Origin of the sequence: Arenibacter certesii DSM 19833 (assembly GCF_000429545.1) — a bacterium.
GTDB classification, from domain to species: domain Bacteria; phylum Bacteroidota; class Bacteroidia; order Flavobacteriales; family Flavobacteriaceae; genus Arenibacter; species Arenibacter certesii.
Window position 1 is genome coordinate 213,613 of sequence record NZ_AUCB01000003.1, and the last position, 25,746, is coordinate 239,358.

Genomic DNA, 25,746 nt, shown 5'->3' on the forward strand with positions numbered 1-25,746 from the left:
CTCAAAACAAGTAAAAGCAGTACTTTTGCAGCCTTAAATAAAAAACGTGAAAAAGTATTTAAATCTCTTTGACTTTAAACAAAAAGTAAATTATAAAACTGAAATTTTAGCTGGACTCACGGTGGCTATGACCATGATCCCAGAATCGCTTTCATTCGCTATTTTGGCTGGCTTATCTCCTTTAACAGGACTTTATGCAGCCTTTTTAATGGGGATTGTGACGGCCATTTTCGGTGGTAGGCCAGGGATGGTTTCTGGTGGTGCCGGTGCTACAGTCGTAGTATTAATTGCGCTAGCAGCTACTCATGGAGTAGAATATCTTTTTGCCGCTGTGGCCTTAGCTGGAGTCCTGCAATTACTAGTTGGACTTTTTAAGTTAGGGAAGTTTGTTCGCCTTATTCCGCAACCAGTAATGTTCGGTTTTTTAAATGGACTTGCCGTGATCATATTTATGGCACAGGTAGCCCAGTTTAAAACCATGGATGGTGGCGCTGAGGTTTGGATGGAAGGTTCAGCGCTGTATATAATGGTTGGATTAACCCTATTAACCATCGCAATTGTAGCCTTATGGCCTAAGATTACTAAAGCGGTTCCTCCTTCACTAGTAGCTATATTGGTGGTGTTTGGGATAGTTTTTTTTCTAGATATAGACACCAAAAAAGTGTATGATATTGCTTCGGTAAGTGGATCGTTGCCTACGTTCCATATCCCAAATATTCCCTTTACCCTAGAAACCTTTAAAATTATTTTTCCATATGCATTGGTTATGGCGGGTGTAGGACTTATAGAATCTCTTTTAACACTTAATATGGTAGACGAAATTACCAATACTAGAGGTCAGTCTAATAGGGAAGCAGCTGCACAAGGGATAGCAAATATAACCAATGGATTCTTTGGGGGCATGGGAGGATGTGCCATGGTAGCCCAAACATTAGTGAACGTTGGTTCGGGAGCAAGAGCACGACTTTCTGCTATTATAGGAGCAATGACGATATTGTTAATCATATTGGTTGGCGGACCTGTAATTGAACAAATCCCCATGGCCGCTCTCGTAGGAGTAATGATGGTGGTTGCTATAGGTACATTTGAGTGGGTGAGTTTTAAAGTAATTAATAAGATGCCCAAGCACGATATTTTTGTTTTAATCTTAGTAGCTGTAGTTACTGTTGTGTTCCACAACTTGGCTGTAGCCGTACTGATTGGAGTTGTTATTTCTTCTTTGGTATTCGCCTGGGAAAGCGCTAAACGTATTAGAGCAAGAAAAAGTGTGGATGAAAATGGAGTAAAACATTACGAAATATATGGTCCGCTTTTCTTTGGTTCTACCGCAACCTTTATTGAAAAGTTTGATGTTGAAAACGATCCGGAGGAGGTTATCATCGATTTTAAAGAGAGTAAGGTGGTAGATATGTCGGCCATAGACGCCTTGAATAAAATTACTGCAAAATATCAGAAGCAGGGAAAAAGGCTGCGACTAAGGTATTTAAGTCCTGACTGTCTAAAATTATTGACAAATGCAGAAAGTGTTATTGAGGTAAATATAATTGAAGATCCCACTTATAGGGTAATGCTCAATAAATAAGCGTACAACAACTTAACGAAAGCGGCTACGGCTCTAAATTATAATTTACTTGGTTAGGGATTGCATACGTTCCTAATCGAGTGTGGATTTTGGGCGTTCCCCTGTCGGGTCGCTCTTTCCGCTGTATCTTTTTTAGCAGGCCAAGCCTACTTAAAAAGTATGCCGCTGCAATAGCTAACGCAATTTTCAGTAATAAGTGAACAGGCTCCGATTAGCAGTAATGTTGATCCTTCTGAATAGGGACAATGGTTATATTTTTCAATTTTCACATCTCCAAATAAACACATTATCAAATTATTGTACCATGGTAATGGACAGCGGAGCATCTCTGCGGCAAAGTTAGAGATATAGCTAATTGCCCACCCAACATAGGAGGGAGCACCTAATAAAATAAATGGTTACAGGATAAGATAAAGATAAACTTCTTTGTGTAGTCTCTCTTTTAGAAACAAAAAAAATCGCTGGTCGGGAGCAGGAGCCTCCAACTAGCGATTTATATAATATATTTTTAGCCTTAGCTTAGAGAGTTCTGAAAAATTCAGCAACTGCCCTTGCATCTTCTTCAGATAAATTCTGATTTAACATAATAGCATTGTTGTATTCTTTTAGTAGGGCTTTAGCAATAGGATCTTCTTTTAGCATTCCGTCAGGGTTCATGATCATATTCATTACCCACTCTGGACTTCTTCTGTCATACACTCCTTTAATTGCTGGGCCTATCATTCTTTGGTCTACCATATGGCAAGCCACACATAGGGTGTTAAATGTTTTTTCACCTTTTGCAGCCATTTCGGTATCTATTTCATCCGCAAAAGTCACGGATTTAATAGGGCCTACCCCCTTATTGTCCATGTCTACAGGCACTCCTTCACTCTTGGTAGTCGTCTTAACTTCCTTCTTAGTGCGATTCATTTCGAATCCTGCCTTCTTCTCTTCTTTTTTTTCACCACAGCTCATTAATAATCCCACTATGGCAAAAGGGATCAATAGTTTTTTCATCTTTTTTTTTTAATTAATGCACTAAGATATGAAATAGATTTTTTTATAATTGCTCTTCAATGAAATTTAGTGTTCTTTTTTCGGAATAGGTGATGTTTTTACTGTCATAGAACCCTACATGCCCCCCATAGTTGGGAGATTCAAGAAATAGAACTTCGTTTTGCTGTGCTTCTTCATATGGGAAACACTGTAGCCCTAAAAAGGAATCGTTTTTTGCGTTAAGGATTAAGGTAGGGATGTTTATCGATTTTAGAAATTGTAAGGAACTGCATTGCTCGTAATAATCTAGGGCATCTAAAAAGCCATGGGCCTTACTAGTATAGAGATCATCAAAATCCTTCAGGGTTTTTATTTGTGCAATATCGGTGTCACTCAGACTTTTCGGGAAAAGCAATTTTTTTTCCTGTAGCTTTTCTATCAATCGTTTTTTAAATCGGTTGGCGTAAAGTCGGTTTTTTGGTTTTAATAATTGCTCTAAAGAGCTATGTAGGTGGCAAGGGGCCGAAATGGCTACAGCACCTTTTATTTCTTTTGGGATATCCCGGCCTTCGCCTAAATATTTCAGAGCCATATTGCCACCAAGGCTGAATCCCTTTATAAATATTTGATTGTAGGTATCCTTTTGAAGAATATGGTTTACCACAGACTCCAAATCTTCTGTTGCTCCAGAATGGTAGGATTTAAACAACAGGTTTGTTGTTCCACTACAGCCTCTAAAATTTACAGCGCAGGCATCTATCCCGCTTGCGTTAAGATAGTTAGCGGCTCCTGTGATATAGGGGCGCTGTGCATTTCCTTCCAAGCCGTGTAATAAAATGGCCACCATCCTGGTTGGATTATTGGCGTAACTCCAATCTAAATCCATAAAATCTCCATCTGGAAGGTACATGCGTTCCCTTTTTTGAACTGGTCCCTTCACCTTTCTTACTAACCCAGAGTAAATGGTGGAGAAATGACCATTTTTAAAGGGAAGTGGCGGGTTATAAAGAGAGGGTATTATGGGCATGGGTTTTTTTATTTTGGGTAGGTTTCTAAGAATTTTACCTGTTCTTCAATAGCCATTTTAAACTCCGATTTTAATGTGGTCATAAGTTCGGAGACAGTTAGCACATTGTCTATGGTTGTGACCCCTTGTCCAGCGGACCAAATGGTTTTCCACGCTTTCGCTTCTGTGTTTACTTCCTTTCCAAAATCTATTTTAGTGTCTTTCTTTAAATCTTCTTCGGTAATTCCTGCAGCTTTTAAGCTGGCACCCAAAAAATTGGCATGTACTCCAGATATAGCTGCGGTGTAAACCACGTCATCTACACCAGCATCGATAATCATTTTTCTATACTCCTCCGTGGCGTTACTCTCTTGGGTGTTTATAAATCTTGTTCCCATATATGCCAGGTCTGCGCCCATTTGGAGGGCAGTTGCAATATCTCTTCCAGTGCTTAAGCATCCCGAGAGCAAAATGGTTTTTTTAAAGATTTTTTTTATTTCTGCTACCAAAGAAATAGGGTTAATGGTACCTGCATGTCCTCCAGCTCCAGCAGAAACCAGAATCAATCCATCTACGCCTGCTTCTGCAGCTTTCTCTGCATGTCGCTTCTTAATAATATCATGGAATACCAATCCGCCGTAACTGTGTACAGCATCTACCACTTGAGAAACGGCTCCCAAAGAAGTGATGATTAATGGAACTTGGTGTTTAATGCAAATTTTTAAATCGGCCTCCAATCTTGGATTGGTAGGGTGTACAATAAGGTTAACTCCAAAAGGGACAGTTTTTTTGCCAGTTTCTTCTTCAAAGGCTTTTAAAGCCGTTTTAATCTCTATCACCCATTCCTCAAAACCTTCGGTTGTGCGTTGGTTAAGTGCGGGGAAGGTTCCTACAATTCCGTTTTTGCAACATTCTATTACTAATTGGGGACCCGATATTAGAAACATAGGGGCCGCTACCATGGGTAGGGATAGATCTTTTATAAAAGCTGCTTTGTTGCTCATATGGGTTTATATTTTGCGTTGTAGACTTAATGCCAGTACATGAGATTTATAGATTAAAAAGTGTTATTCTCCAAATTCTGACTACTTTTGAAAGATATTATGCATGCATAACATATTCAAATGTACTAAATATAATAAGGATGTATATAAAAGAATTCGAAATTCGTTGGAGTGATGTTGATGCTAACGGTCATATGGCCAATTCTGCCTATTTGAACTTTATGAGTCATACAAGAATGGCTTTTTTATTGGAACTGGGTTTTAATCAGCAGACTATGGCCTCACATAATATTGGCCCAGTAGTGTTTCACGAACATGTCTATTATTTTAAGGAAGCTTTTTTGGGAAAGCCAGTTAAAGTTTCCTTGGAATTAATGGGACTAAGTGAAGACGGAATGTTTTTCGAATTCCATCACAACTTTTATGATTCTAAGGGTAGGAATTTTGCCCATTGTCAGGTTATGGGGGCTTGGATAGATTTAACAACAAGGAGTCTTACCGGATTGGGTGAAGAGTTTTTAGAAATGTTTAATAAGGTGCCTAAAGGAGTTGGATTTAAATCGCTTACAAGGGAAGATACCCGGAAATTCGCAGTTCGACCTAAAGACTTGGCGTAGTTTTTCTACTTGCCAAATACACTCCCATCAATACAAAAATAATGGCGACCACCTTAACAATGGTAAGGTGATCCTTCCTCATGGCTATTGCGTATATAATCCCAATTAAGGGTTGTAGATACATAAAAACCCCAACGGTAGATGCTTTTAGTTGGGTAAGGGCATAGACATTGAATAAATAGGTTAAAAATGTTGTTCCTATGATAACAAAGGCTATTGCTCCAAGAATAGCTAAGGGTAACTCCTGCCACTCTATTAAGGAATATTCGGGATAAGTGATAGGGAGGGTGATAAGGAATCCAATGGAGAACAACCATTTCATTAGAGTAAAAGGGTGGTACTTTTCCAATAATTTTTTTACAAGGATAAGGTACAGGCCATAAGTAGTGGCATTTATAATAAAAAGTGCATTCCCCAAAGGGATATTGCCGGCATCACTTCTAATTTCGGCGCCAAATAGAATAAGACCCAAAGCGCCTATTAGGCCAATAAACACCCCAGCTCCCCTTTGTAAGGATATTTTTTCTTTTAGTATTAGAGCAGAAAGCAGCACTACTAAGATTGGGGTAATTGTAATTAAAATAGCACTGTTAATTGGGGTGGATAGTGATAATCCCTTAAAAAAAGTGAGCATATTAATGCCCATTCCAAACACGGCGCATACCAATATCCTTCCCCAATCTTCCTTTTTTAGGTTTTCCTTGGGACCAAAGAACGAAATGCCCCAGAACAATAGTGCAGCTCCGAAAAGCCGAAGGAATATAAATCCATAAGGGGGTACATAATGTGGCATTGCCCCTTTGGCAATGGTGTGGTTAATGCCATATATAGTGGCAGCGCCAAATGCAGCCATTATTGCGAGGCCCCGTTTGTTCACGAATTTATTTTTGCCTTGGCAGCGGCAACTTCCGCTTTGCTATTACCAACAAAAATGTGGTTGTCAATTAGGATTACCGGACGTTTTAAAAACGTGTAATGCTCTAAGATTAAATCCTTATAATCTTGCTCTGAAAGACTTTGTTCTTTTAAATTCCGCTCCTTATATAGTCGGGCGCGCTTACTGAACAGCTTTTCATAACTCCCTGCCAATTGGGCCATTTGTGAAAGTTGATCTGGGGTAATGGCATCGGTTTTTATATCCTGAAGTTCAAAATCCATTCCTGGGTCCAATTCTTTTAATATCCGTTTACAAGTATCACATGTGCTGAGATGGTAGATCTTTTTCATTGTTTGGTATTCTTTTGTTATAAAAAATTAGACGTACAAAGAAACCTATTTTCATTGAAATGTACTATTTTTATTGGCAATTGTAAATAGATACGGGCATAGAATGGAAGCTTTAGAAAACGCATTTAATATTAGTCTACAAAATAGAAAAATACTCCATAAATTTTTAAAGGATACTCCAAGGGATTTGTTATTGCGGATTCCAAACGGATACCGTAATAATATTTGGTGGAATATGGCTCACGTAGTAGTGACCCAGCAATTGTTGATCTATAAGTTAGGAGGTCAGCCCATGAGGGTAGATTCCGCCATAGTAGAAAAATTTCAAAAAGGAACGGTACCAGATGGTACAGCTACAGAGGCAGAGATTAATGAAATTACAGACCTATTGCTGGCTACCGTAGAATGGGCGCAACAAGATTATGCCAAGGGGATATTTACGGCATACCAAGAATATACTACCAGTGCTAATGTGACGCTAAAAAAGGTGGAAGATGCTATTCTATTCAACGTATTCCACGAAGGAATACATCTAGGCACCATCCTTTCTTTGCAGAAGGCTTTAAAACTGGCTGAGGCTTAGTTAGCTATATCTAACTTTAAATAAGCTTTTATGTGTTGATAAGGTAGTAACAGCGTTATAGGGCCGTCTGCATAGGAGGCTACCTCGTACTGTTCGTAGATCAACTGTAGACCGTCCTCAGTGTACCCTATATTGTAAGGAAGGTAAAATTGGTCCCCTTCAAACATAAACCCAGTGTAATTGATGGATCTGTTTTCTGGAATATTTTCTTGTTGCCTAAACTGTTTTTCTGCATAATCCGTAAACTCTTGAAGGTCCTTGAATAATTCTTCATTCTCCAATTCAATAGCCTTATTTTTATCAAAATTTAAAAATCGGGTAGAAGAAAAGCCATGGGCCCCACCGGTAAAGGAATACGAGTTTAGTTGTATGCTAAGCACGTTTTTGTCTTCATAAGTAATTATTCCTTCTATTTTGGCTTCCCATCCCACTGGTTCGTCAGGATATAATTCTTTAAGTTCCAAAAAGCCATTGTTGAATGATAAAATAGCCTCCTCAATAGTGCTTGCCGCTATCTCATCGTCATAGATTAGCATAGAAATAACTTCCTCCCTAAGGGCAGTGTTAATCGTAGTGCTCAACGTGTCCTTCTGCAACGCATTTGGAATGCTAATGAAAACTTCGGGGCAACCATCGCAGTTTTCTGAAGTAAATTCCTGAGGCTCAAATGCAAGTCGCTCTTCATCCTTGCAACTCCATACCAAACTTAAAACTAAGACACACAAGAGTATATTTTTCATATTAGAAAGCAGTTTTAGAAAGCTGCAAAGCTACAACATCGTTGTAATCTCGGAAAGATAAAGGTACATTTGTATATATAAATTTTAGTTATGAGCAAGAAAACCCTAAGATTCAATAGTAAAACCATACATGGAGGGCAGTTTCCAGATAAGGCCTACGGAGCTGTAATGCCGCCCATATATCAGACTTCCACCTATGCTCAGACAACACCTGGTGGCCACAAGGGCTATGAATACTCTAGAAGTGCCAACCCCACCAGAACAGCTTTGGAAAATGCTTTAGCTAGTATAGAAAACGGGAATTATGGACTTGCTTTTGGTAGCGGACTCGCTGCCATGGATGCAGTTATGAAGCTATTGAAACCAGGGGATGAGGTGATTTCTACCAATGACCTATACGGCGGTAGTTATCGTCTTTTTAAAAAAATATTTGAGCAATATGGTATTGTGTTTCATTTTGTAGGGATGCAGAATGCTATAGACATTGAAAGGCATATAAATAAGAATACAAAATTGATCTGGGTAGAAACGCCTACCAATCCCATGATGAATATTATAGACATTAAGGCGGTTGCTAAATTGGCAAAAAAGAATCGTATAACGCTGGCAGTAGACAATACTTTTGCTACTCCTTACTTGCAATTGCCGTTAGATCTAGGAGCCGATATAGTAATGCATTCGGCCACAAAATACCTAGGGGGCCATAGCGATGTGGTACTAGGAGCCTTAGTGGTGAAGGAAAAGGAATTGGCAGATAGGCTGTATTTTATCCAGAATGCTAGTGGGGCTGTCTGTGGGCCAATGGATAGCTTTTTGGTGCTAAGAGGTATTAAGACCTTGCATGTACGAATGCAAAGACATTGTGAGAACGGCAAAGCAATTGCCGAGTATTTGTCTAAACACCCAGATATTGAAAAAGTGTATTGGCCAGGGTTTGCCAATCATCCTAATCACCAGGTGGCAAAAGAGCAAATGAAAGATTTTGGGGGCATGATTTCGTTTGTTCCCAAAGGTGCCGACTATGCCACAGCCATTAAAATAGTGGAGAAATTGAACGTCTTTACCTTGGCAGAATCATTGGGGGGTGTAGAAAGTTTAGCAGGACACCCTGCAAGCATGACGCATGCTAGTATCCCCAAAGAAGAGCGGGAGAAAAGTGGGGTAGTAGATTCCTTAATAAGACTTAGTGTGGGCATAGAGGATGTAGACGATTTAATTGAGGATCTAAAGCAGGCGATTCAGCAATGAATTCTGTAAAAATCAATAAAATTGATTGAGAAACAGCATAAATGCCATATTTTTGTCATCAAAATCAATGTTAACTTAAGAATAATAAACTGACAATATTTTTTATGGAAGAGAGAATTAAAGCATTCATGGACGAGGTAAAGGCCCGTAACGGTCATCAGCCAGAGTTCATTCAAGCGGTTCAAGAAGTAGCAGAAACCATTATACCTTTTATTTTCCTGCCCGGGAATGAAGGTTATGGTGGCAAAAATCTACTGCTAAGAATGGTAGAACCGGAACGCTTGATTTATTTTAGGGTGCCTTGGGTAGATGATAAAGGAGAAATTAATGTTAACAGAGGATATAGGGTGCAAATGAACTCAGCCTTAGGACCATATAAAGGTGGCTTAAGGTTTCATCCAACCGTAAACGCAAGTGTTTTAAAATTCCTTGCCTTTGAACAGGTTTTCAAGAATAGTTTAACCACCCTTCCTTTGGGAGGTGGTAAAGGGGGTGCAGATTTTGACCCCAAGGGTAAATCGGATGGAGAAGTTATGCGCTTCTGTCAATCGTTCATGACCGAACTTTGTAGACATATTGGTCCAGATACGGATGTCCCAGCGGGAGATATAGGAGTTGGGGCAAGAGAAGTAGGTTACCTATTTGGAATGTACAAGAAAATAAAAAACGAATTTACTGGGGTGATGACGGGGAAAGGTCTTTCCTATGGAGGTTCTAAAATTCGCCCAGAATCTACAGGTTACGGGACAGTATATTTTGTACAAAGCATGCTGAAGGAAATAGACCAAACCATTAAAGGGAAAACGTTTGTTATTTCTGGATCCGGGAACGTAGCACAATATGCTGCTGAAAAGGCTCTGGAATTGGGAGGTAAAGTAGTAACACTTTCAGATTCTGGTGGATATATCTATGACGGAGATGGCATAGATACAGAGAAGTTAGCATATGTGATGGACTTAAAAAATAACAAAAGGGGAAGAATCTCTGAATATGTAGAGCAGTATCCATCTGCAGTTTATAAAGAAGGTGAAACACCATGGCAAGTAAAATGTGATATCGCATTGCCCTGTGCTACCCAAAATGAACTTGATGGAGAAGATGCGAAAATCCTATTGAAAAATGGATGTATATGTGTAGCAGAAGGTGCTAATATGCCTTCAACCCCAGAGGCCGTAGATCGTTTTCTAGAGGCTAGAATTTTATTTGGACCTGGTAAAGCAGCCAACGCAGGGGGTGTGTCCACTTCTGGTTTGGAGATGTCACAAAATTCATTGCGACTCAGTTGGACTAGAGAAGAAGTGGATAGAAGATTACAAGTGATAATGAGTGATATTCATGCTGCCTGTTTAGAATATGGACGTGAGGAAGACGGATTCTGCAATTATGTAAAAGGAGCCAATATTGCTGGTTTTATGAAAGTTGCCGATGCAATGCTTGCACAGGGTGTAATATAGTATTTGCATAAGTAAAGGGTCAGTAAAAATAGGGACCGGAACCGCGAATTATGGCATTTCCGGTCCTTTTTATATGCATATATGAACTAAGAGTTTGTTTGCCAATGTGTACAATAGAGGAAATAATAAGAACAGTTGAAGGAGTAATTAAACTTTTTTTCAAGAAAATACAGATACCATGCAGGTTACTACAAAGGCAATTGTTCTAAGATCCATAAAGTACGGGGAAACTAGCCTGATCGTTAAGATGTATACCCTTTCTAGTGGGATAAGATCATATATGTTAAAAGGTATCCTTGCCGCTAAAAAAGGAAAAATGAAAGCAGCCTACTTTTTGCCCTTGGCACAATTGGAGGTTGTTGCTTTACATAAGGACAAGGGAGCCTTAGAGCATTTGAAGGAGGTAAGGGTCAGTTATCATTGTCAAAGCATTCATACCCATATAGCTAAGAATGCAATTACGTTCTTCTTAGCTGAAATGATAGCGAATAGCATTCATGAGGAAGAACCTAATAAAGAACTTTTCCATTTTATGGAGGCCTCCCTACAATGGCTAGATGCCCATGAAGACTATGCCAATTTCCACTTGTTATTTCTCTTGACCCTAAGTAAGTTTCTAGGTTTTTATCCAGAGGTGAAGAATGTAGATTTCCCTTACTTTGATCTATTAGAGGGAGAGTTTGTAAAAGAACCTTCTCTAAACCCTTTTCTTGAAGGGAGGGAACTATTTTATTTTAAAAGTATTTTGGGCATAGGTTTTGATGGCATAGAGGAGGTGAAAATCGGTAAAAGTGATCGAAAAAATCTATTAAATAACCTAGTGCTTTTTTATGAATTACAATTGCAAGGGTTTAGAAAACCAAAATCGTTGGCAGTGTTAAATGAAGTGTTTAGTTGATATGCAAAAGACCATATTAATTGTAGTTCTTTTGCTTTGTTATGGAGCTAGAGGCCAGGAAATTATTATATTGGATGAGGAGGATCATCAGCCTTTGGCCAATGTTATAGTCTATAACGTTGATAAATCAAAAACTGCCTTATCAGATTTTGATGGGGTATGCAATCTCTCCCAGTTTGATGATAATGAACGGATTACATTTAGGCATATAGGGTATCAGCTGGCTAGAGCTACAAAAGAAAACGTAGTAAAGAAAGGAATGCTTTATATGGTTCATAACGCCGAGCAATTGGATGAGGTGATTATGTCTATTTCCAAATGGGAACAACAACGGAAAGATATCCCTCAAAAAATAGCGGTGATCAATGCTCCAAGCATTGCTTTTGCAGCACCACAAACTTCGGCAGATTTGCTTAACAATAGCGGGAAGGTTTTTGTTCAGAAAAGTCAATTGGGGGGAGGAAGTCCAATGATACGTGGATTTGCAACAAATAGATTGCTAATTTCCATAGATGGCGTGCGTATGAACAATGCCATTTTTAGGAGTGGGAATGTCCAAAATATAATTTCACTGGATCCGTTTACGGTGAGGAGTACCGAAGTTATTTTTGGTCCTGGTTCTGTTATTTACGGTTCTGACGCTATTGGAGGGGTAATGAATTTTTATACCAAAAAACCACAGTTTTCACAAAGGGATAGCCTGTATATTTCAGGGAATGCAAACTATAGATTCGCCGCTGCGAACAACGAGAATACCCTTCATGTTGATTTTAATCTAGGTAAAAAAAAATGGGCCTTTTTATCCAGTCTTTCCTATAATCACTTTGGTGATCTTAGGATGGGGTCTAACGGTCCTAAATCATATCTAAGGGATATGTATGTAGTTACTAAGAATGGGGAAGACCTGATAGAGCAGAGCAAAAATGCCAAGATACAGCACCCTACAGGATACGAACAAATAAATTTAATGCAAAAGATTGCATATAAGCCCAACAATAATTGGAATGTGGATCTAGGACTTTTTTATTCGGAAACTTCGGACTTTGCGAGATTTGACCGACTCATTAGACCTTCCAAAGATGGGGAGGGATTGCGTTCTGCGGAATGGTATTATGGGCCACAGAAATGGTTTATGGGGAATCTTCAATTTTATCAGAATGGTATTCGCAAATTTTATGACGGACTAAAGATAACTGCGGCCTATCAAAACTTTAAAGAGAGTAGGAGTGATCGTGGATTTCAGGATATAACTATGTACACCACACAAGAAAACGTAGATGCGCTTAGTGTTAACGTGGATTTTGAAAATAAAAGAATGGGCAACTTCCGTCTTTATTATGGAAGCGAGTTTGTATATAATAATATTGGCTCTCAAGGTAGTAAGTTAAACCTTGTTGAGAATCGTATTCTACCATCTGCATCACGATATCCCGATGGATCTACTTGGCAGACTTTGGCGGGCTATATAAGTGGGGAGCTTAAAGCGAAACCCAATTTTACACTTTCTTCGGGGCTGAGGTATAGTCATGTATGGATAGATGCAGATTTTGATAATAACTTTTATGCTTTTCCTTTTCAAAATGCCGATTTAAGTACGGGTGCCTTAACGGGGAGTCTGGGTTTTAGTTGGTTTCCCAAAACCGATCTACAGCTTACCCTTAATGGCTCTACAGGCTTTAGAGCGCCAAATATAGATGATATAGGTAAAATTTTTGACTCCGAACCAGGAGCGGTAGTGGTTCCGAATGCTGATCTAGAGCCTGAATATGCCTATAATATTGAAATGGGCATTCAAAAGAACTTTAAGAATAGAACAACTTTTAAAGGCGCAGCATTTTACACCTATTTGGTAGATGCACTGGTGCGCCGCGATTACCAATTTAATGGGGAAATTGAAATAGACTACAATGGAGAAATGAGTAGGGTGCAGGCCGTTCAGAACGCTGCAATGGCCTATGTGTATGGTTTTGAGTTTGGAGCCGACGTATTTTTGACGGAAAAGCTTTCTTTGGTATCCAATCTAACGGTAACGAAAGGAGAGGAAGAGGAAGATGATGGATCACATTCTCCAGGCAGACACGTGGCGCCAATCTTTGGGGATATCCATATGGTTTGGAAGAACTATAAACTAAAGACCGATCTATTTGTGAATTACAATGGTAGAATTTCCCATGGGGACATGGCTTTTTCTGAGAAAAAGAAAACGTATATATATGCCCAGGATGCCAATGGCAATCCCTATTCGCCGTCATGGTACACGTTAAACCTTCGCTCGCAGTATCAGATTGCCCCTTCGTTAAAAGTAATGCTGCATTTAGAGAACATAACGGATCAACGATACCGTTCTTATTCTTCAGGAATTGTAGCTCCTGGGATTAATCTGATACTGGGCGCAGGTTTTGCATTTTAAAAGCTAAAATGCTCTGTGACTAAAATTCAAGGTTTATTCTTTAATTTTCTCTTTTAATTCTTTGGCCTTGTCAGCGGCTTGGTTAGCTGCATCTTTAGTATCCTCGCCAATTTCCTTCGCCGTTTCCTCAATGCTTTTTGCGGTTCTATCAGCTTTGTCCACTGCCTCTTCACCAGCCTTCTTAATTTCTTTGCCTAATTCTTCGGCGGCTTTCTTAACATTATTTCCTGCTTTTTCTAAATCGCCTTTTACTTCTTTTAGTGCTTCATTGGTTTCTTCAGTGGCAGTTTTGGCTTTCTCATTAGCATCTCTACAGGAGGTAAAAGAAGTACTTAATGCCGCCATTAAAATAAAACTGAATACAATTCTTTTCATGATTTTGGTTTTTGTGCTTTAATTGTTTGTGATTAATGTACGTAAAAACTATCACTATGGATTACGTGATTTTAATTGGGTATAATACGTAATTATAGAAAAGGAATATAAAACGCTTATTTAGAAAATGATATGTCCATTTGGAAGAAAAAATTAGGTTCCAAATGGGAGGTGTAAACTGGCAATAATGATTTTAGTTGATTTCATAAATGAGGTGGGTGTACTATTTCATTTTGCTCTTAGTTTAATTTAGATGCAAAAGACTATTTGATATAGCGCTTACTTAATTGGATTTGGAGGTAGTACTACTCCGTTGTTTCATCCTCTTTGCTGTACCTGTCTTTTCAAGGGAATAATTGGCATAAAATATTTCAATCCTACGCTCTTGATAATGAGTGTGATAGTGATGTTAATTTCATATTTAATAATTTTTTGGTAGGGTAAAGAAGGGATATGGTGTTCTATAGGCAAATACGCAAACTAATTTATTATGAAGATTATGAAGAATTATTTAAAGAATTCAGGTTTGATATTAATAGCTATGATGGCAATGATATCATGTGACAAAAGTGATGATTCGGCCACAGGAGAATCCTATAATACCAGTTTTGAGGTTACGGATGCCCCAATAGATAACGCCGATGTAAAAGCAGTTTTTGTTACCATTGCCAATGTTTCGGTAGATGGAAAGTCTTTGGAAGGTTTTAGAGCTACCACAGTAAATTTGGCAGCTTTGGTAGATGGTAAAACAAAAGTTTTGGGGAATTTGGATTTGCAGGCAAGATCGTATTCCAATATTGTATTTGAATTGGATTTTGAAAAGGATGTATATGGTAATGCTCCTGGATGTTATGTAGAGAAGGCTAACGGGGAAAAGGATGCCTTGGTAGCTGCTTCCAATAAAATTAATATTAATGATGCTTTTGAGGTGATTGCCCAGTCAAAAAATGTTATAGTGGTGGATTTTGATCTTAGAAAAACGATCAAGGAAGAAAAAAGCAACTTCTCTAGTGACTATAATTTTGTGACCATGGCCGAGCTGACTGCTGGAATCAGAGCTATAAACGCAGAGCTTACAGGAAAAATTTCTGGAACTGTGAACGATTCTAAGAATACTTCAGATAAGATTATTGTATATGCTTATAAGAAGGGTAGTTTTAATGCCGATGTAGAAACGAAAGGAAAAGGAGAAAGCGGAGTAACCTTTGCGAATGCAATTACCAGTGCGGAGGTTAAAGGAATAGGTAAATCTTATAGTTTAGATTTCTTGAAGGAGGGAGAATATGAACTGATCTTTGCTTCTTATAAAGAGGATCAAGAAAGCGGACTTCATTTTAACTCCATATTGGAAGTAGAGTCGGTTACAGATTTAAATCTAGGTGCTATTAAGGTTAACTCTATGCTAAAAATTAGCGCCAACGTTATGGTTACAGGGTCTAGATAAAATAATAACTAGCTATTAATTGTTTTAAAGAGGTCGTCCTAATTCACGGCCTCTTTTTTGTTTAATCGCCCTGCAATATAAGTGGTGAAAGTTAATTTAAGGGATTTATGGCTTTTACCTTTAAACTGAATATAGGCGGAAAAGCCGATCAATTGATAAAAGATTTTTTTACCCTGGTTAAGATGGGTAGTAATTTGTTCAGATTTAGTAATTTTGCAAACTTAAATTGAAGCAATAGAAGCTGTTATTATGAAGTTTGCAGAATATAAGGGATTAGATTTACCAAAAGTCGCAGAGGAGATTTTACACTTCTGGAAGGAGAATACTATTTTTGAGAAAAGTGTTACCTCTCGGGAGGGCAAAGAGAGTTTTGTCTTTTACGAAGGCCCCCCTTCTGCAAATGGTTTGCCAGGGATACACCACGTTATGGCTCGTACTATAAAGGATATATTTCCGCGGTACAAGACCATGAAAGGTTTCCAAGTTAAACGAAAGGCTGGTTGGGATACCCACGGTTTGCCAATAGAATTAGGTGTAGAAAAGGAATTAGGTATCACCAAGGAAGATATTGGTAACAAAATTTCTGTTGAGGAGTATAATGCAGCTTGTAAAAAAGCGGTAATGCGCTATACCGATGTTTGGAATTCCATGACCGAAAAAGTAGGGTATTGGGTAGATATGGAAGATCCTTATGTTACGTACAAATCCAAGTATATGGAGTCTGTTTGGTGGTTGCTAAAACAGATTTATGATAAAGATCTTATTTATAAAGGGTACACTATTCAGCCTTATTCCCCAAAGGCAGGGACCGGATTAAGCTCGCATGAGCTCAACCAGCCCGGGACCTATCAGGATGTAACCGATACTACTGTGGTTGCCCAGTTTAAAGTAAAAAAAGAAACCTTAAACGGCGTTTTTGACGGTTTGGATAATGAGATTTTCTTTTTGGCATGGACTACCACGCCATGGACTTTACCCTCCAATACGGCACTGACCGTTGGGCCAAAAATCGATTATGTTGCTGTAAGGACTTTTAATCAATATACTTTTGAACCTATTGTAGTTGTTCTTGCTAAATCTTTGATAGGTAAGCAGTTCAGCGGTAAATTCGTTGCTGCAGGAAGCGAAGAAGACTTTGCCAACTATACTTTAAAAGACAAGAAAATTCCTTACCAAGTAGTGGGAGAGGCCAAAGGAGCCGATCTGGTAGGGATAAGATATGAGCAGTTGTTAGACTACGCACAACCATATCAGAATCCAGAAAATGCCTTTAGGGTAATATCTGGTGATTTCGTGACTACAGAAGATGGTACCGGAATTGTACATACTGCGCCTACATTTGGAGCAGATGATGCGCTGGTTGCCAAGCAAGCAGTTCCAGAAGTACCGCCAATGTTGGTATTGGACGACAACAACAACCCAGTGCCTTTAGTAGATCTACAGGGGAAATTTAGACCAGAATTACAAGAGTTGGCGGGGAAATATGTGAAAAACGAATACTACGAGGACGGTCAAGCTCCAGAAAGGTCGGTAGACGTGGAGATTGCAATAAAACTAAAAGAAGACAATAGGGCCTTTAAGGTGGAGAAGTATGTGCATAGCTACCCTAATTGCTGGCGTACAGATAAACCTATACTTTATTATCCATTGGATTCTTGGTTTATAAAAATTACTGATGTTAAAGAAAGAATGTTCAATCTAAATCAGACCATTAACTGGAAGCCCAAGGCTACCGGTGAGGGAAGATTTGGAAATTGGTTGGCCAATGCCAATGATTGGAACCTTTCCCGATCTCGTTACTGGGGAATTCCCCTGCCAATATGGCGAACAGAAGAGGGTAGTGAGCAATTGATTGTGGGTTCTGTAGCCGAACTTAAGGAGGAGATGAGGAAAGCAGTGGATGCAGGAGTTTTAAAAGAAGATATCTTTCAGGATTTTGTAGTTGGGGACATGTCTGAGGAGAACTATGAGAAAATAGATCTTCACAAGAATATTGTAGACCAGATAACCTTGGTTTCTCCTTCTGGAAAACCTATGAAACGCGAAGCAGACCTTATAGATGTATGGTTTGATAGCGGATCCATGCCCTATGCCCAATGGCATTACCCGTTTGAGAATAAAGAATTAATAGATGAGAGGAAAACTTTTCCGGCCGACTTTATTGCGGAGGGAGTAGACCAGACAAGAGGATGGTTCTATACGCTGCATGCCATAGCTACCATGGTGTTCGATTCTGTTGCTTACAAGAATGTGGTCTCTAACGGATTGGTGCTGGACAAAGAAGGGAAGAAAATGTCTAAGCGACTTGGGAACGCTGTAGATCCATTTGAGACAATGGATGAATTTGGTCCCGATGCCACTCGCTGGTATATGATTTCCAATGCCAATCCATGGGATAATTTAAAATTTGATGTAGACGGGATTGCGGAGGTAAAGCGGAAGTTTTTCGGTACCTTGTACAATACTTATTCATTCTTTGCCCTTTATACCAACATAGACAAATTTGCTTATTCGGAAGCAGATATTCCGCTGAACGATAGGCCAGAGATTGATCAGTGGATTTTGTCCGAATTACATTCATTGATAAGAACTGTTGATGAGGCTTATGGTGATTATGAGCCCACTAGGGCAACTAGGGCTATATCCGAATACGTCCAGGAAAACTTAAGTAATTGGTATGTTCGCTTAAGTAGAAGGCGTTTCTGGAAGGGAGATTATCAGCAAGATAAAATCTCTGCATACCAAACACTTTATACTTGTTTGGAAACGGTTGCAAAGTTGTCGGCACCAGTTGCGCCATTTTACATGGATCAACTTTACAAAGATTTAACCAATACAACAAGTAAAGAACCATTTGAAAGTGTACATTTGGCTGAGTTTCCAAAGTATAATCCAGAGATGGTGAACAAGGAACTGGAGAGTAAAATGGCAAAGGCACAGACTATTTCCTCTTTAGTATTGTCCATTAGGCAAAAAGAGAAAATAAAGGTACGTCAGCCCTTGCAAAAGATAATGATACCCGTATTGGACGAAACCCAAAGAGCGGAAATAGAAGCGGTGGCAGATTTAATAAAATCCGAGGTTAATGTTAAGGAAATAGAGCTGTTAGACGATGCTTCCGGAATTTTAGTAAAAAAAATAAAGCCCAATTTTAAAACGTTAGGTCCTAAATTTGGGAAAGATATGAAACTGATTGCCGCCGAAGTAGCCGAGCTAGATCAGGAGGATATCCTAAAAATAGAGCAGGAGGGCGAAATTATACTGCAGATTAATAATAAAAGTATTATTTTACAGCTTGGGGATGTTGAGATATCCTCACAAGATATAGAGGGTTGGTTGGTAGCGAGTTCGGGACCGTTAACGGTAGCCTTGGATGTTTCTATCAATGAGGACCTAAGAAAAGAAGGTATTGCTAGGGAGCTAGTCAATAGGATACAAAACCTGAGAAAGGAATCTGGTTTTGAAGTAACTGATAAAATTAACATCAGTTTATTGAAAAATGGTTTTGTGCAAGAGGCGGTAGAAAGTAATATGACGTATATTAAAGCTGAGACGCTGGCGGCAGAACTAAATTTTGAAGAGAGTTTGGACAATGGTATTGAGGTAGTATTTGATGACGTAAATACCAGATTATTTATTGTAAAACATTAAGATTATGGCCGAAGATTTAAAAGTAAGGTTTTCAGATAAAGATTTAAGTGAATTTAAAGTCTTGATCGAAGAGAAAATTGAGAAAGCAAAAAGTCACCTAGAGCTACTTAAAAGCTCATATATGAATGATGGGAATAATGGTACGGATGATACCTCTCCCACATTTAAGGCGTTTGAAGAAGGCTCGGAGACTATGAGTAAAGAGGCAAATACCCAATTGGCAATCCGTCAGGAAAAATTTATCCGGGATTTAAAGAACGCATTATTGCGAATCGAAAATAAAACCTATGGGGTGTGTCGTGTTACAGGGAAATTGATAAATAAGGAGCGACTAAAATTAGTGCCCCATGCCACCCTGAGCATCGAAGCAAAGAATATGCAAGCCTAGTAATTGATTAAAAACGCCTTCTAAGGCGTTTTTTTTATTATTAGACCTATTTGTTTTGACCAGAGTTTTACATTTAGTGTAAAATTATTCCTTGATCTCTATAACCGAGAATGTCAAACAAGGAAAACCGGAAAATATGTCTATTTTTGCCGCATCTATTTTTAAAGGAATGAGTTTAAAAAAATCGCTTTTCATTGTTATCCTGATCCTCCTTATAGATCAGTTGAGTAAAATTTATATTAAGACCCATTTCGTACTAGGGGAATCAATAGAAGTCTTCAACTGGTTTAAAATATTGTTTATTGAGAACGAAGGTGCTGCATGGGGTACCAAGTTGAGCGATATACTTCCAATTTCAGATAAGGCGGGAAAACTGGTCCTAACCATTTTTAGGTTGTTTGCAATTGTAGGAATCGGTTACTGGTTGTGGGATAATATTAAAAAGAACGCTTCCAAAACTTTGATTATAGCTGTGTCTCTTATATTTGCGGGAGCCTTGGGAAATATCCTGGACTCTGTTTTTTATGGAGTAATCTTTAATGATAGTTATTCCCAGGTGGCCACAATGTTTGCAGCGGAGCCCTATGGGAGTATTTTTCATGGTAAGGTGGTAGATATGCTCTATTTTCCGATGATAGATACCGTCTGGCCGGAATGGGTACCTATGGTTGGTGGAAATACATTTCGTTTTTTCGAGCCAGTTTTCAATATTGCGGATATGGCTATAAGTACTGGCGTGGGAATTTTAATAGTGTTCAATAAAAAAGCTTTCGGAGATCCTTCCAACGAAGCTAAAATGAATAAATCTGATCAGGAGTAACGCAATAATCCATAGGTACATCGTGTGGTTCGCTGTCGGTAATTAAATCTTCGGCCGCGAAAAAAGATAGTCCTACCTTTATTATATCAGGTCTGCACTCTTTTAATAAGGTGTCATAAAACCCTTTTCCATATCCTACCCTATTTCCCTTTAGATCAAAGGCCAATAAAGGCATAAATATAACATCCAGTTTCGTAGGCGGCACCTCAATGCCGTCTATAGGTTCTGGAATGTTCCAATGATTTTTCTTGATAATAGTATTGTCGGTAAGTAGATAATTAATAAGGTTTTTGTCATCTAACATTTTTGGAAGTACTACATTTTTATCCTTTCCCTGCAATATAGATAGTACCATGCTGGTGTCCACTTCTTTTTTCTCGGAAATGCTAAGGAATAAATGGTAATAGGAATGCTCCCAAATTGGAGTTTTAAGAAGCCGATTGGCAATAGCTAGGCTAAATGCATCAAGTTGCTCACTGGTAAGGTTTTTACGACGATTATCGTAGAGCAGTCGCAAATCCTTCTTCAGCATAATATAAGTTTGTGAATAGGGAAACTAAATTTAAAAGGGGGAAACAGTCTATACTAATTTAAGGGGGCTAATCTTTTGATGAAACCCTTAAGTTGTAATAAACTTTTAAAACACCCATTAAAAATAAGTAGGTTACTAGAGTGATTATGTAGTTATCCATGGTCTAATTCGCTTGAGATTAATCAAATATAGGTAAAAAGTGTTTAGACTATCTATAAAAAGCACTATTTAATCGATGAAATGCAGTTTTTTTAACATTTTATTAAGGATTCAGCATGCTCTTTTTCAAATATCAAAACACCTAAGCGAGTAACTTACTGATTATCAGGGTCTTGGATATAGGATGAAAATCAGTCTAAATCGACTATTTTTGAGTTAATTATCGATAGAGCGATCATTTCATCGATTATTTTTGGAAAATTGACGTTTAGGAGAAGTTATTTTTAATCTATTTAAGATAAGGTTAGGTATATAATTCCAATACTTCAAACTAATTTTCAAAGGTCATTAAAAATCAGTAATTTCTATGTGCTCTAAGAAAATCGGAGTAATTTTCGTTATTAATTAAGAAAGGAGAAACTTAAAAGAATGCCTCATATTCCACTTGAAGTTCAGTTGAAATCGTTACCGGGCGATCCGGGAGTATATCAATTTTATGATGCCGAAGAAAAGATACTCTACGTAGGCAAAGCTAAAAACCTTAAAAAGAGGGTTGGGTCCTATTTTAATAAAAATCACGAGAACGGGAAAACACGAGTTCTCGTAAAAAAAATTAAAATTATTCGGCATATAGTGGTTCCTACCGAATCTGATGCCTTGCTTCTAGAGAATAACCTGATTAAGAAATACAGGCCTCGATATAACGTGCTATTAAAGGACGACAAGACCTACCCCTGGATCTGTATTAAAAATGAAAGGTTTCCGAGGGTCTTTTCCACCAGAAGATTCATTAAAGATGGATCTGAATATTTCGGCCCATATACTAGTATGAAAACCGTACATACTTTATTAGACCTTATTAAAAGTGTTTACCCGCTGCGTACCTGTAATTATGATCTCTCTTCGGAGAAAATTACGGCTAACAGATATAAAGTATGTCTAGAATACCACTTAGGGAACTGTAAGGGGCCTTGTGAGGGTTTGCAGACGGAAGATGACTATAGACGGCAGATTGCGGATATCAGGGAGATTGTAAAAGGAAACTTTAAATCGTCCCTCCATTATTTTAGGAATCAGATGAAGCAGTTGGCTGAGGAGATGAAGTTTGAGGAGGCGCAAAAAATTAAGGAGAAAATCGAGGTGCTAGAGAATTATCAGGTGAAATCTACCATCGTAAATCCCAATATCAACAATGTGGATGTTTTCAGTATTGTTTCTGATGAAGCATTTGCCTATGTAAATTTTCTGCAGCTTTCCCATGGGTCCATTATAAGGTCTCATACAATGGAAATTAAGAAAAAATTAGATGAAACTGATGAGGAGCTTTTGCAATTGGCAGTGGTAGAGATTAGGCAACGGTTTAATTCGCAGTCCACAGAGGTTTATCTTCCCTACGTAATAGAGCTAGAAGATCATTTAAAAATTGTGGTGCCAAAATTGGGCGACAAGAAGAAAATATTGGACCTTTCAGAACGAAACGCCAAGTTTTTCCGCCAGGAGCGATTTAAACAAATAAAAATAATTGATCCAGATAGGCATGCCAAACGTCTAATGGCGCAAATGAAGACAGACTTGAGGCTTTCACAAGAGCCTAGGCATATAGAATGCTTTGATAATTCTAACATACAGGGTACTCATCCCGTTGCGGCATGTGTAGTTTTTAGGGATGGGAAACCGTCAAAAAAAGAATATAGGCATTACAATATTAAAACCGTTACAGGGCCCGATGATTTTGCCTCTATGGAAGAGGTGGTCTATAGACGATACAAACGGCTGATTGAAGAGGGTGAGACTTTGCCACAATTAATAATTATTGATGGAGGGAAGGGTCAGCTGTCCTCAGCCTTAAAAAGTTTGGATGCATTAGAGCTTAGAGGCAAGATAGCCATTGTGGGAATAGCTAAGAGATTAGAAGAAATTTATTTCCCAGAAGATCCTATTCCGCTTTATCTAGATAAAAAGTCTGAATCTTTAAAGACTATACAACAGCTTAGGAATGAGGCGCATAGATTTGGAATTACCTTTCATAGAAACAAAAGAAGTAAGGCTGCAATTAAATCAGAATTGGAATCGATAAAAGGTATCGGTAAAAAAACCGAGGAAGAGTTGCTTAGAAAGTTTAAATCGGTAAAAAGAATCAAGGAAGCTTCCTTGGTGCAATTGACGGAAATTGTAGGAAATTCCAAGGCAAAAATAATTTATGAATCCTTTCATTAATCCCGTAATTTAGTAATATGCCAAAATGCTTAATCCTTATAGTATTAGTTTTTTCCCACATAGTGTTATTTGGACAAGATGCTAAGGACATAAAAGTTGGGCTCGTTCTTAGTGGCGGAGGAGCTAAAGGCCTTGCTCATATTGGGGCGCTAAAGGTGATTGAGGAGGCTGGGGTGAAAATAGATTATATAGGGGGCACCAGTATGGGGGCTATTGTAGGGGCGCTATATGCATCTGGCTATACAGCTTCTGAACTGGACTCTATATTTAAAAGCACCAATTTTATGGCGCTTATCCAAGATAATGTGCCTAGGAGCTCCAAAACGTTTTATGAAAAGGAAGATTCCGAAAGGTATGCGGTTACTCTTCCCTTTAGCGGATTTAAAATTTCGATTCCACAGGCTATTTCTGGAGGACAAAGTATTTACAATGAGTTTGTTAGATTGCTATATCATGTTAAGGATGTAAATGATTTTAGCAAGCTTACAATCCCCTTTATCTGTATCGCGACTGATGTGGAAACTGGGGACGAAGTGCGATTAGATCACGGTTATTTGCCACAGGCTATCTTAGCCAGCGGTACTTTCCCTTCTTTATTTAGGCCAGTGGAGATAAATGGTAAAGTGTTGATAGATGGTGGGGTGATCAATAATTACCCTATAAAGGAAGTGAAGAAAATGGGTGCCGATATTATTATTGGAGTTGATGTGCAGCACGGCTTGTCGGACCGGGAGTCTTTGGTTTCCGCTACCGAAATTCTCCTACAGATCAACAATTACAGAACGGTGAAGGATATGCGGGAAAAATCGGAAATGACCGATATTTATATTTCCCCAGACATAAAAGATTACTCTGTAATTGATTTTGGTTACGGTAAGAGCATAATAGATAAAGGAGAGGAAGCTGCGCGCCTAAAATTTGATGATCTGCTAAAGGTGGCAAAGGTATCCTCGTTAGAGAACGAGCGAAGAATAGTGCCGGCAAAATTCAAGGATACTATTCATGTTAATGAAGTAATGATACAGGGCAACCATAATTATTCTAGAGCCTATATTATGGGTAAACTGCGTTTTAACGAAGATGATGATGTTTCCTTTCAAAAGTTGCAGCGGGGGATAAACAACCTGTCGGCTACTGGGAATTTCACCTCTATAAAATACGAATTGTTAAGTAATGGAGAGGGGGTTGGCCTGTTGCTTAACGTGAAAGAAAACCCGAATAAAATGTTCATCAGGTTGGGACTTCATTATGATGATCTTTATAAAAGTTCCGGGATGTTAAATTTAACGAAGAAGAATTTTTTGATGGATGATGATGTGGCTTCTTTCGATTTTATTGTCGGGGATAATCTAAGATATAGATTAGAGTATTATGTGGATAAAGGTTTTTACTGGAGTTTTGGGATGAATTCCCAGTTCGATCATTTTAATAAAGAGGTAGATTTTGACCTGATAAGATCAAATTTCCAAGTCGATGCTAGTGCTAATATTCAAAAAGTAAGTCTTAGTGCCACGGACTTGACCAATCAAGTGTATCTTCAAACGGTATTAAAGGAAGAGTTTGCGTTTATTTTGGGGTTAGAACATAAGCTGCTGAAATATAGTACAAAAACACTTAGTCTTGCAGAGCCTACAAATGCCCCTAACCTTCCAACTAATAGACGGACCTATTTTGAAAATAGTAACTTTTACAGTACTTATGGGAAGCTGACCTATGACACCTATGATGATATTTTCTTTCCCACTAAAGGGCTGTATTTCGATGGTGATTTTCATCTGTATATATTCTCTTCCGACTTTAATAATAATTTTAAGGAGTTTTCTGTAGGAAAGGCTAGGATGGGCGGAGCATTTTCAGTGTTTAATAATGTGTATTTAAACTTAGAGACCGAAGGGGGGTTTAAATGGGGTGTTTCACCTATAGCTTCCATGGACTTTATATTGGGTGGATATGGAACGCAATTGGTAAATAATGCAATTCCTTTTATGGGATATGATTTTTTAAGCCTGGTGGGCAATAGTTATGTTAAGGCAATGGCCAAGATAGATTATGAGTTTTTACCTAAAAACCATATTTTATTAGCAGCAAATTTTGCTAATGTTGGTGATGATCTTTTTAGGACTGCTGATTGGTTTGTGGCTCCCGAATATTCTGGGTATGGAATAGGTTATGGGCTAGAATCGTTTATTGGTCCTATTCAGGTGTATTACACATTTACACCAGAAAAGAGTGAAAATCAAATCTTCTTCAGTGTGGGCTACTGGTTTTAGGGGTGCTAGGTGCCATACAAGGTTCAAATAGGACTAATTAACAAATTAGGAGCGTATTTATTCCGATATTTGTTGGAGAAGGTGTAAATAAATACCGATTCTACAATATAGGGTTGATATTACTGCTCATCTTAGGGCAATGT

At 38.4% G+C, this 25,746-nt stretch carries 21 protein-coding genes; 13 read left to right on the forward strand and 8 right to left on the reverse strand.

Annotation, left to right across the window (positions count from 1 at the left end; genetic code table 11):
* Positions 1-46 precede the first annotated feature (46 nt).
* A complete protein-coding gene (locus G466_RS0100865) occupies positions 47-1,582 on the forward strand; it encodes a SulP family inorganic anion transporter (RefSeq protein WP_026811930.1) in 1,536 nt (511 codons plus the stop codon).
* Between the two features lie 519 nt (positions 1,583-2,101).
* Here G466_RS0100865 and G466_RS0100870 read toward each other — a convergent pair.
* Genes G466_RS0100870 through G466_RS0100880 form a run of 3 tightly spaced genes read right to left on the reverse strand, consistent with a single transcriptional unit; the run spans position 2,102 to position 4,570 of the window.
* A complete protein-coding gene (locus G466_RS0100870; RefSeq protein WP_026811931.1) occupies positions 2,102-2,581 on the reverse strand; it encodes a c-type cytochrome in 480 nt (159 codons plus the stop codon).
* A gap of 43 nt (positions 2,582-2,624) precedes the next feature.
* Positions 2,625-3,587 carry a YheT family hydrolase gene (locus tag G466_RS0100875; protein WP_026811932.1) on the reverse strand — a complete coding sequence of 321 codons (963 nt, stop codon included), beginning with the start codon at positions 3,585-3,587 and terminating at the stop codon, positions 2,625-2,627.
* Between the two features lie 8 nt (positions 3,588-3,595).
* Positions 3,596-4,570 carry an NAD(P)H-dependent flavin oxidoreductase gene (locus G466_RS0100880; protein WP_026811933.1) on the reverse strand — a complete coding sequence of 325 codons (975 nt, stop codon included), beginning with the start codon at positions 4,568-4,570 and terminating at the stop codon, positions 3,596-3,598.
* A gap of 140 nt (positions 4,571-4,710) precedes the next feature.
* On the opposite strand from G466_RS0100880, the gene G466_RS0100885 reads away from it, so the two are divergent.
* Positions 4,711-5,187 (forward strand): acyl-CoA thioesterase, encoded by a 477-nt coding sequence (locus tag G466_RS0100885; protein ID WP_026811934.1) that lies wholly within the window; start codon positions 4,711-4,713, stop codon positions 5,185-5,187.
* Here the strand turns inward: G466_RS0100885 and G466_RS0100890 are convergent.
* Together G466_RS0100890 and G466_RS0100895 are read right to left on the reverse strand one after the other, a co-directional pair.
* On the reverse strand, positions 5,171-6,064 hold the full coding sequence (locus tag G466_RS0100890) for a DMT family transporter (RefSeq protein WP_026811935.1): 894 nt from the start codon (positions 6,062-6,064) through the stop codon (positions 5,171-5,173). The genes G466_RS0100885 and G466_RS0100890 overlap by 17 nt on opposite strands.
* On the reverse strand, positions 6,061-6,414 hold the full coding sequence (locus tag G466_RS0100895; protein WP_026811936.1) for an arsenate reductase family protein: 354 nt from the start codon (positions 6,412-6,414) through the stop codon (positions 6,061-6,063). Before G466_RS0100895 ends, G466_RS0100890 begins: the two co-directional genes overlap by 4 nt.
* A gap of 103 nt (positions 6,415-6,517) precedes the next feature.
* Here G466_RS0100895 and G466_RS0100900 point away from each other — a divergent pair, with 103 nt between their 5' ends.
* Positions 6,518-6,997, forward strand: a complete 480-nt coding sequence (locus G466_RS0100900; protein WP_026811937.1) for a DinB family protein — start codon at positions 6,518-6,520, stop codon at positions 6,995-6,997.
* Here G466_RS0100900 and G466_RS0100905 read toward each other — a convergent pair.
* A complete protein-coding gene (locus G466_RS0100905) occupies positions 6,994-7,737 on the reverse strand; it encodes a DUF3298 and DUF4163 domain-containing protein (protein ID WP_026811938.1) in 744 nt (247 codons plus the stop codon). The two genes, G466_RS0100900 and G466_RS0100905, sit on opposite strands and share 4 nt — an antisense overlap.
* Before the next feature lie 90 nt (positions 7,738-7,827).
* Here G466_RS0100905 and G466_RS0100910 point away from each other — a divergent pair, with 90 nt between their 5' ends.
* From G466_RS0100910 to G466_RS0100925, 4 genes are all read left to right on the forward strand, one after another.
* Complete coding sequence (locus G466_RS0100910) at positions 7,828-8,985, forward strand: cystathionine gamma-synthase (RefSeq protein ID WP_026811939.1); 1,158 nt, start codon at positions 7,828-7,830, stop codon at positions 8,983-8,985.
* Between the two features lie 104 nt (positions 8,986-9,089).
* Entirely contained in the window at positions 9,090-10,439 is a 1,350-nt protein-coding gene (gene gdhA, locus G466_RS0100915) for an NADP-specific glutamate dehydrogenase (RefSeq protein ID WP_026811940.1), read from the forward strand.
* A gap of 178 nt (positions 10,440-10,617) precedes the next feature.
* The gene (gene recO / locus G466_RS0100920; protein ID WP_026811941.1) at positions 10,618-11,337 is read left to right on the forward strand and encodes a DNA repair protein RecO; all 720 of its coding nucleotides are present in this window, start codon (positions 10,618-10,620) and stop codon (positions 11,335-11,337) included.
* Complete coding sequence (locus G466_RS0100925; protein WP_026811942.1) at positions 11,321-13,747, forward strand: TonB-dependent receptor; 2,427 nt, start codon at positions 11,321-11,323, stop codon at positions 13,745-13,747. Before recO ends, G466_RS0100925 begins: the two co-directional genes overlap by 17 nt.
* A gap of 33 nt (positions 13,748-13,780) precedes the next feature.
* On the opposite strand, the gene G466_RS21225 is transcribed toward G466_RS0100925, so the two are convergent.
* The gene (locus G466_RS21225) at positions 13,781-14,122 is read right to left on the reverse strand and encodes a hypothetical protein (protein ID WP_034234311.1); all 342 of its coding nucleotides are present in this window, start codon (positions 14,120-14,122) and stop codon (positions 13,781-13,783) included.
* Between the two features lie 499 nt (positions 14,123-14,621).
* Here G466_RS21225 and G466_RS0100935 point away from each other — a divergent pair, with 499 nt between their 5' ends.
* The 4 genes from G466_RS0100935 to G466_RS0100955 all read left to right on the forward strand — a co-directional run bounded on the left by G466_RS0100935 (position 14,622) and on the right by G466_RS0100955 (position 20,425).
* Positions 14,622-15,566: a DUF4382 domain-containing protein gene (locus tag G466_RS0100935; RefSeq protein ID WP_026811943.1), complete on the forward strand. Its 945-nt coding sequence runs from the start codon at positions 14,622-14,624 to the stop codon at positions 15,564-15,566.
* 249 nt (positions 15,567-15,815) lie between these two features.
* Complete coding sequence (ileS, locus tag G466_RS0100945; RefSeq protein ID WP_026811944.1) at positions 15,816-19,217, forward strand: isoleucine--tRNA ligase; 3,402 nt, start codon at positions 15,816-15,818, stop codon at positions 19,215-19,217.
* 4 nt (positions 19,218-19,221) lie between these two features.
* Positions 19,222-19,605 (forward strand): TraR/DksA family transcriptional regulator, encoded by a 384-nt coding sequence (locus G466_RS0100950; RefSeq protein ID WP_026811945.1) that lies wholly within the window; start codon positions 19,222-19,224, stop codon positions 19,603-19,605.
* A gap of 169 nt (positions 19,606-19,774) precedes the next feature.
* Positions 19,775-20,425 carry a lipoprotein signal peptidase gene (locus tag G466_RS0100955; RefSeq protein ID WP_026811946.1) on the forward strand — a complete coding sequence of 217 codons (651 nt, stop codon included), beginning with the start codon at positions 19,775-19,777 and terminating at the stop codon, positions 20,423-20,425.
* On the opposite strand, the gene G466_RS0100960 is transcribed toward G466_RS0100955, so the two are convergent.
* A complete protein-coding gene (locus G466_RS0100960; RefSeq protein ID WP_026811947.1) occupies positions 20,397-20,957 on the reverse strand; it encodes a 5-formyltetrahydrofolate cyclo-ligase in 561 nt (186 codons plus the stop codon). The genes G466_RS0100955 and G466_RS0100960 overlap by 29 nt on opposite strands.
* 588 nt (positions 20,958-21,545) lie before the next feature.
* Between G466_RS0100960 and uvrC the strand changes: the two genes are divergently transcribed.
* Together uvrC and G466_RS0100970 are read left to right on the forward strand one after the other, a co-directional pair.
* Complete coding sequence (uvrC, locus tag G466_RS0100965) at positions 21,546-23,333, forward strand: excinuclease ABC subunit UvrC (protein ID WP_026811948.1); 1,788 nt, start codon at positions 21,546-21,548, stop codon at positions 23,331-23,333.
* Between the two features lie 17 nt (positions 23,334-23,350).
* Positions 23,351-25,603 (forward strand): patatin-like phospholipase family protein, encoded by a 2,253-nt coding sequence (locus tag G466_RS0100970; RefSeq protein WP_026811949.1) that lies wholly within the window; start codon positions 23,351-23,353, stop codon positions 25,601-25,603.
* The last annotated feature ends 143 nt before the right edge of the window (positions 25,604-25,746 follow it).

Coding starts and splice junctions, on each gene's coding strand:
- G466_RS0100870 (WP_026811931.1), bottom strand. CDS start 2,581: ATGAAAAAACTATTGATCCCTTTTGCCATAGTGGGATTATTAATGAGC.
- G466_RS0100875 (WP_026811932.1), bottom strand. CDS start 3,587: ATGCCCATAATACCCTCTCTTTATAACCCGCCACTTCCCTTTAAAAAT.
- G466_RS0100880 (WP_026811933.1), bottom strand. CDS start 4,570: ATGAGCAACAAAGCAGCTTTTATAAAAGATCTATCCCTACCCATGGTA.
- G466_RS0100885 (WP_026811934.1), top strand. CDS start 4,711: ATGTATATAAAAGAATTCGAAATTCGTTGGAGTGATGTTGATGCTAAC.
- G466_RS0100895 (WP_026811936.1), bottom strand. CDS start 6,414: ATGAAAAAGATCTACCATCTCAGCACATGTGATACTTGTAAACGGATA.
- G466_RS0100900 (WP_026811937.1), top strand. CDS start 6,518: ATGGAAGCTTTAGAAAACGCATTTAATATTAGTCTACAAAATAGAAAA.
- G466_RS0100905 (WP_026811938.1), bottom strand. CDS start 7,737: ATGAAAAATATACTCTTGTGTGTCTTAGTTTTAAGTTTGGTATGGAGT.
- G466_RS0100910 (WP_026811939.1), top strand. CDS start 7,828: ATGAGCAAGAAAACCCTAAGATTCAATAGTAAAACCATACATGGAGGG.
- gdhA (WP_026811940.1), top strand. CDS start 9,090: ATGGAAGAGAGAATTAAAGCATTCATGGACGAGGTAAAGGCCCGTAAC.
- recO (WP_026811941.1), top strand. CDS start 10,618: ATGCAGGTTACTACAAAGGCAATTGTTCTAAGATCCATAAAGTACGGG.
- G466_RS0100925 (WP_026811942.1), top strand. CDS start 11,321: ATGAAGTGTTTAGTTGATATGCAAAAGACCATATTAATTGTAGTTCTT.
- G466_RS21225 (WP_034234311.1), bottom strand. CDS start 14,122: ATGAAAAGAATTGTATTCAGTTTTATTTTAATGGCGGCATTAAGTACT.
- G466_RS0100935 (WP_026811943.1), top strand. CDS start 14,622: ATGAAGAATTATTTAAAGAATTCAGGTTTGATATTAATAGCTATGATG.
- ileS (WP_026811944.1), top strand. CDS start 15,816: ATGAAGTTTGCAGAATATAAGGGATTAGATTTACCAAAAGTCGCAGAG.
- G466_RS0100950 (WP_026811945.1), top strand. CDS start 19,222: ATGGCCGAAGATTTAAAAGTAAGGTTTTCAGATAAAGATTTAAGTGAA.
- G466_RS0100955 (WP_026811946.1), top strand. CDS start 19,775: ATGAGTTTAAAAAAATCGCTTTTCATTGTTATCCTGATCCTCCTTATA.
- G466_RS0100960 (WP_026811947.1), bottom strand. CDS start 20,957: ATGCTGAAGAAGGATTTGCGACTGCTCTACGATAATCGTCGTAAAAAC.
- uvrC (WP_026811948.1), top strand. CDS start 21,546: ATGCCTCATATTCCACTTGAAGTTCAGTTGAAATCGTTACCGGGCGAT.
- G466_RS0100970 (WP_026811949.1), top strand. CDS start 23,351: ATGCCAAAATGCTTAATCCTTATAGTATTAGTTTTTTCCCACATAGTG.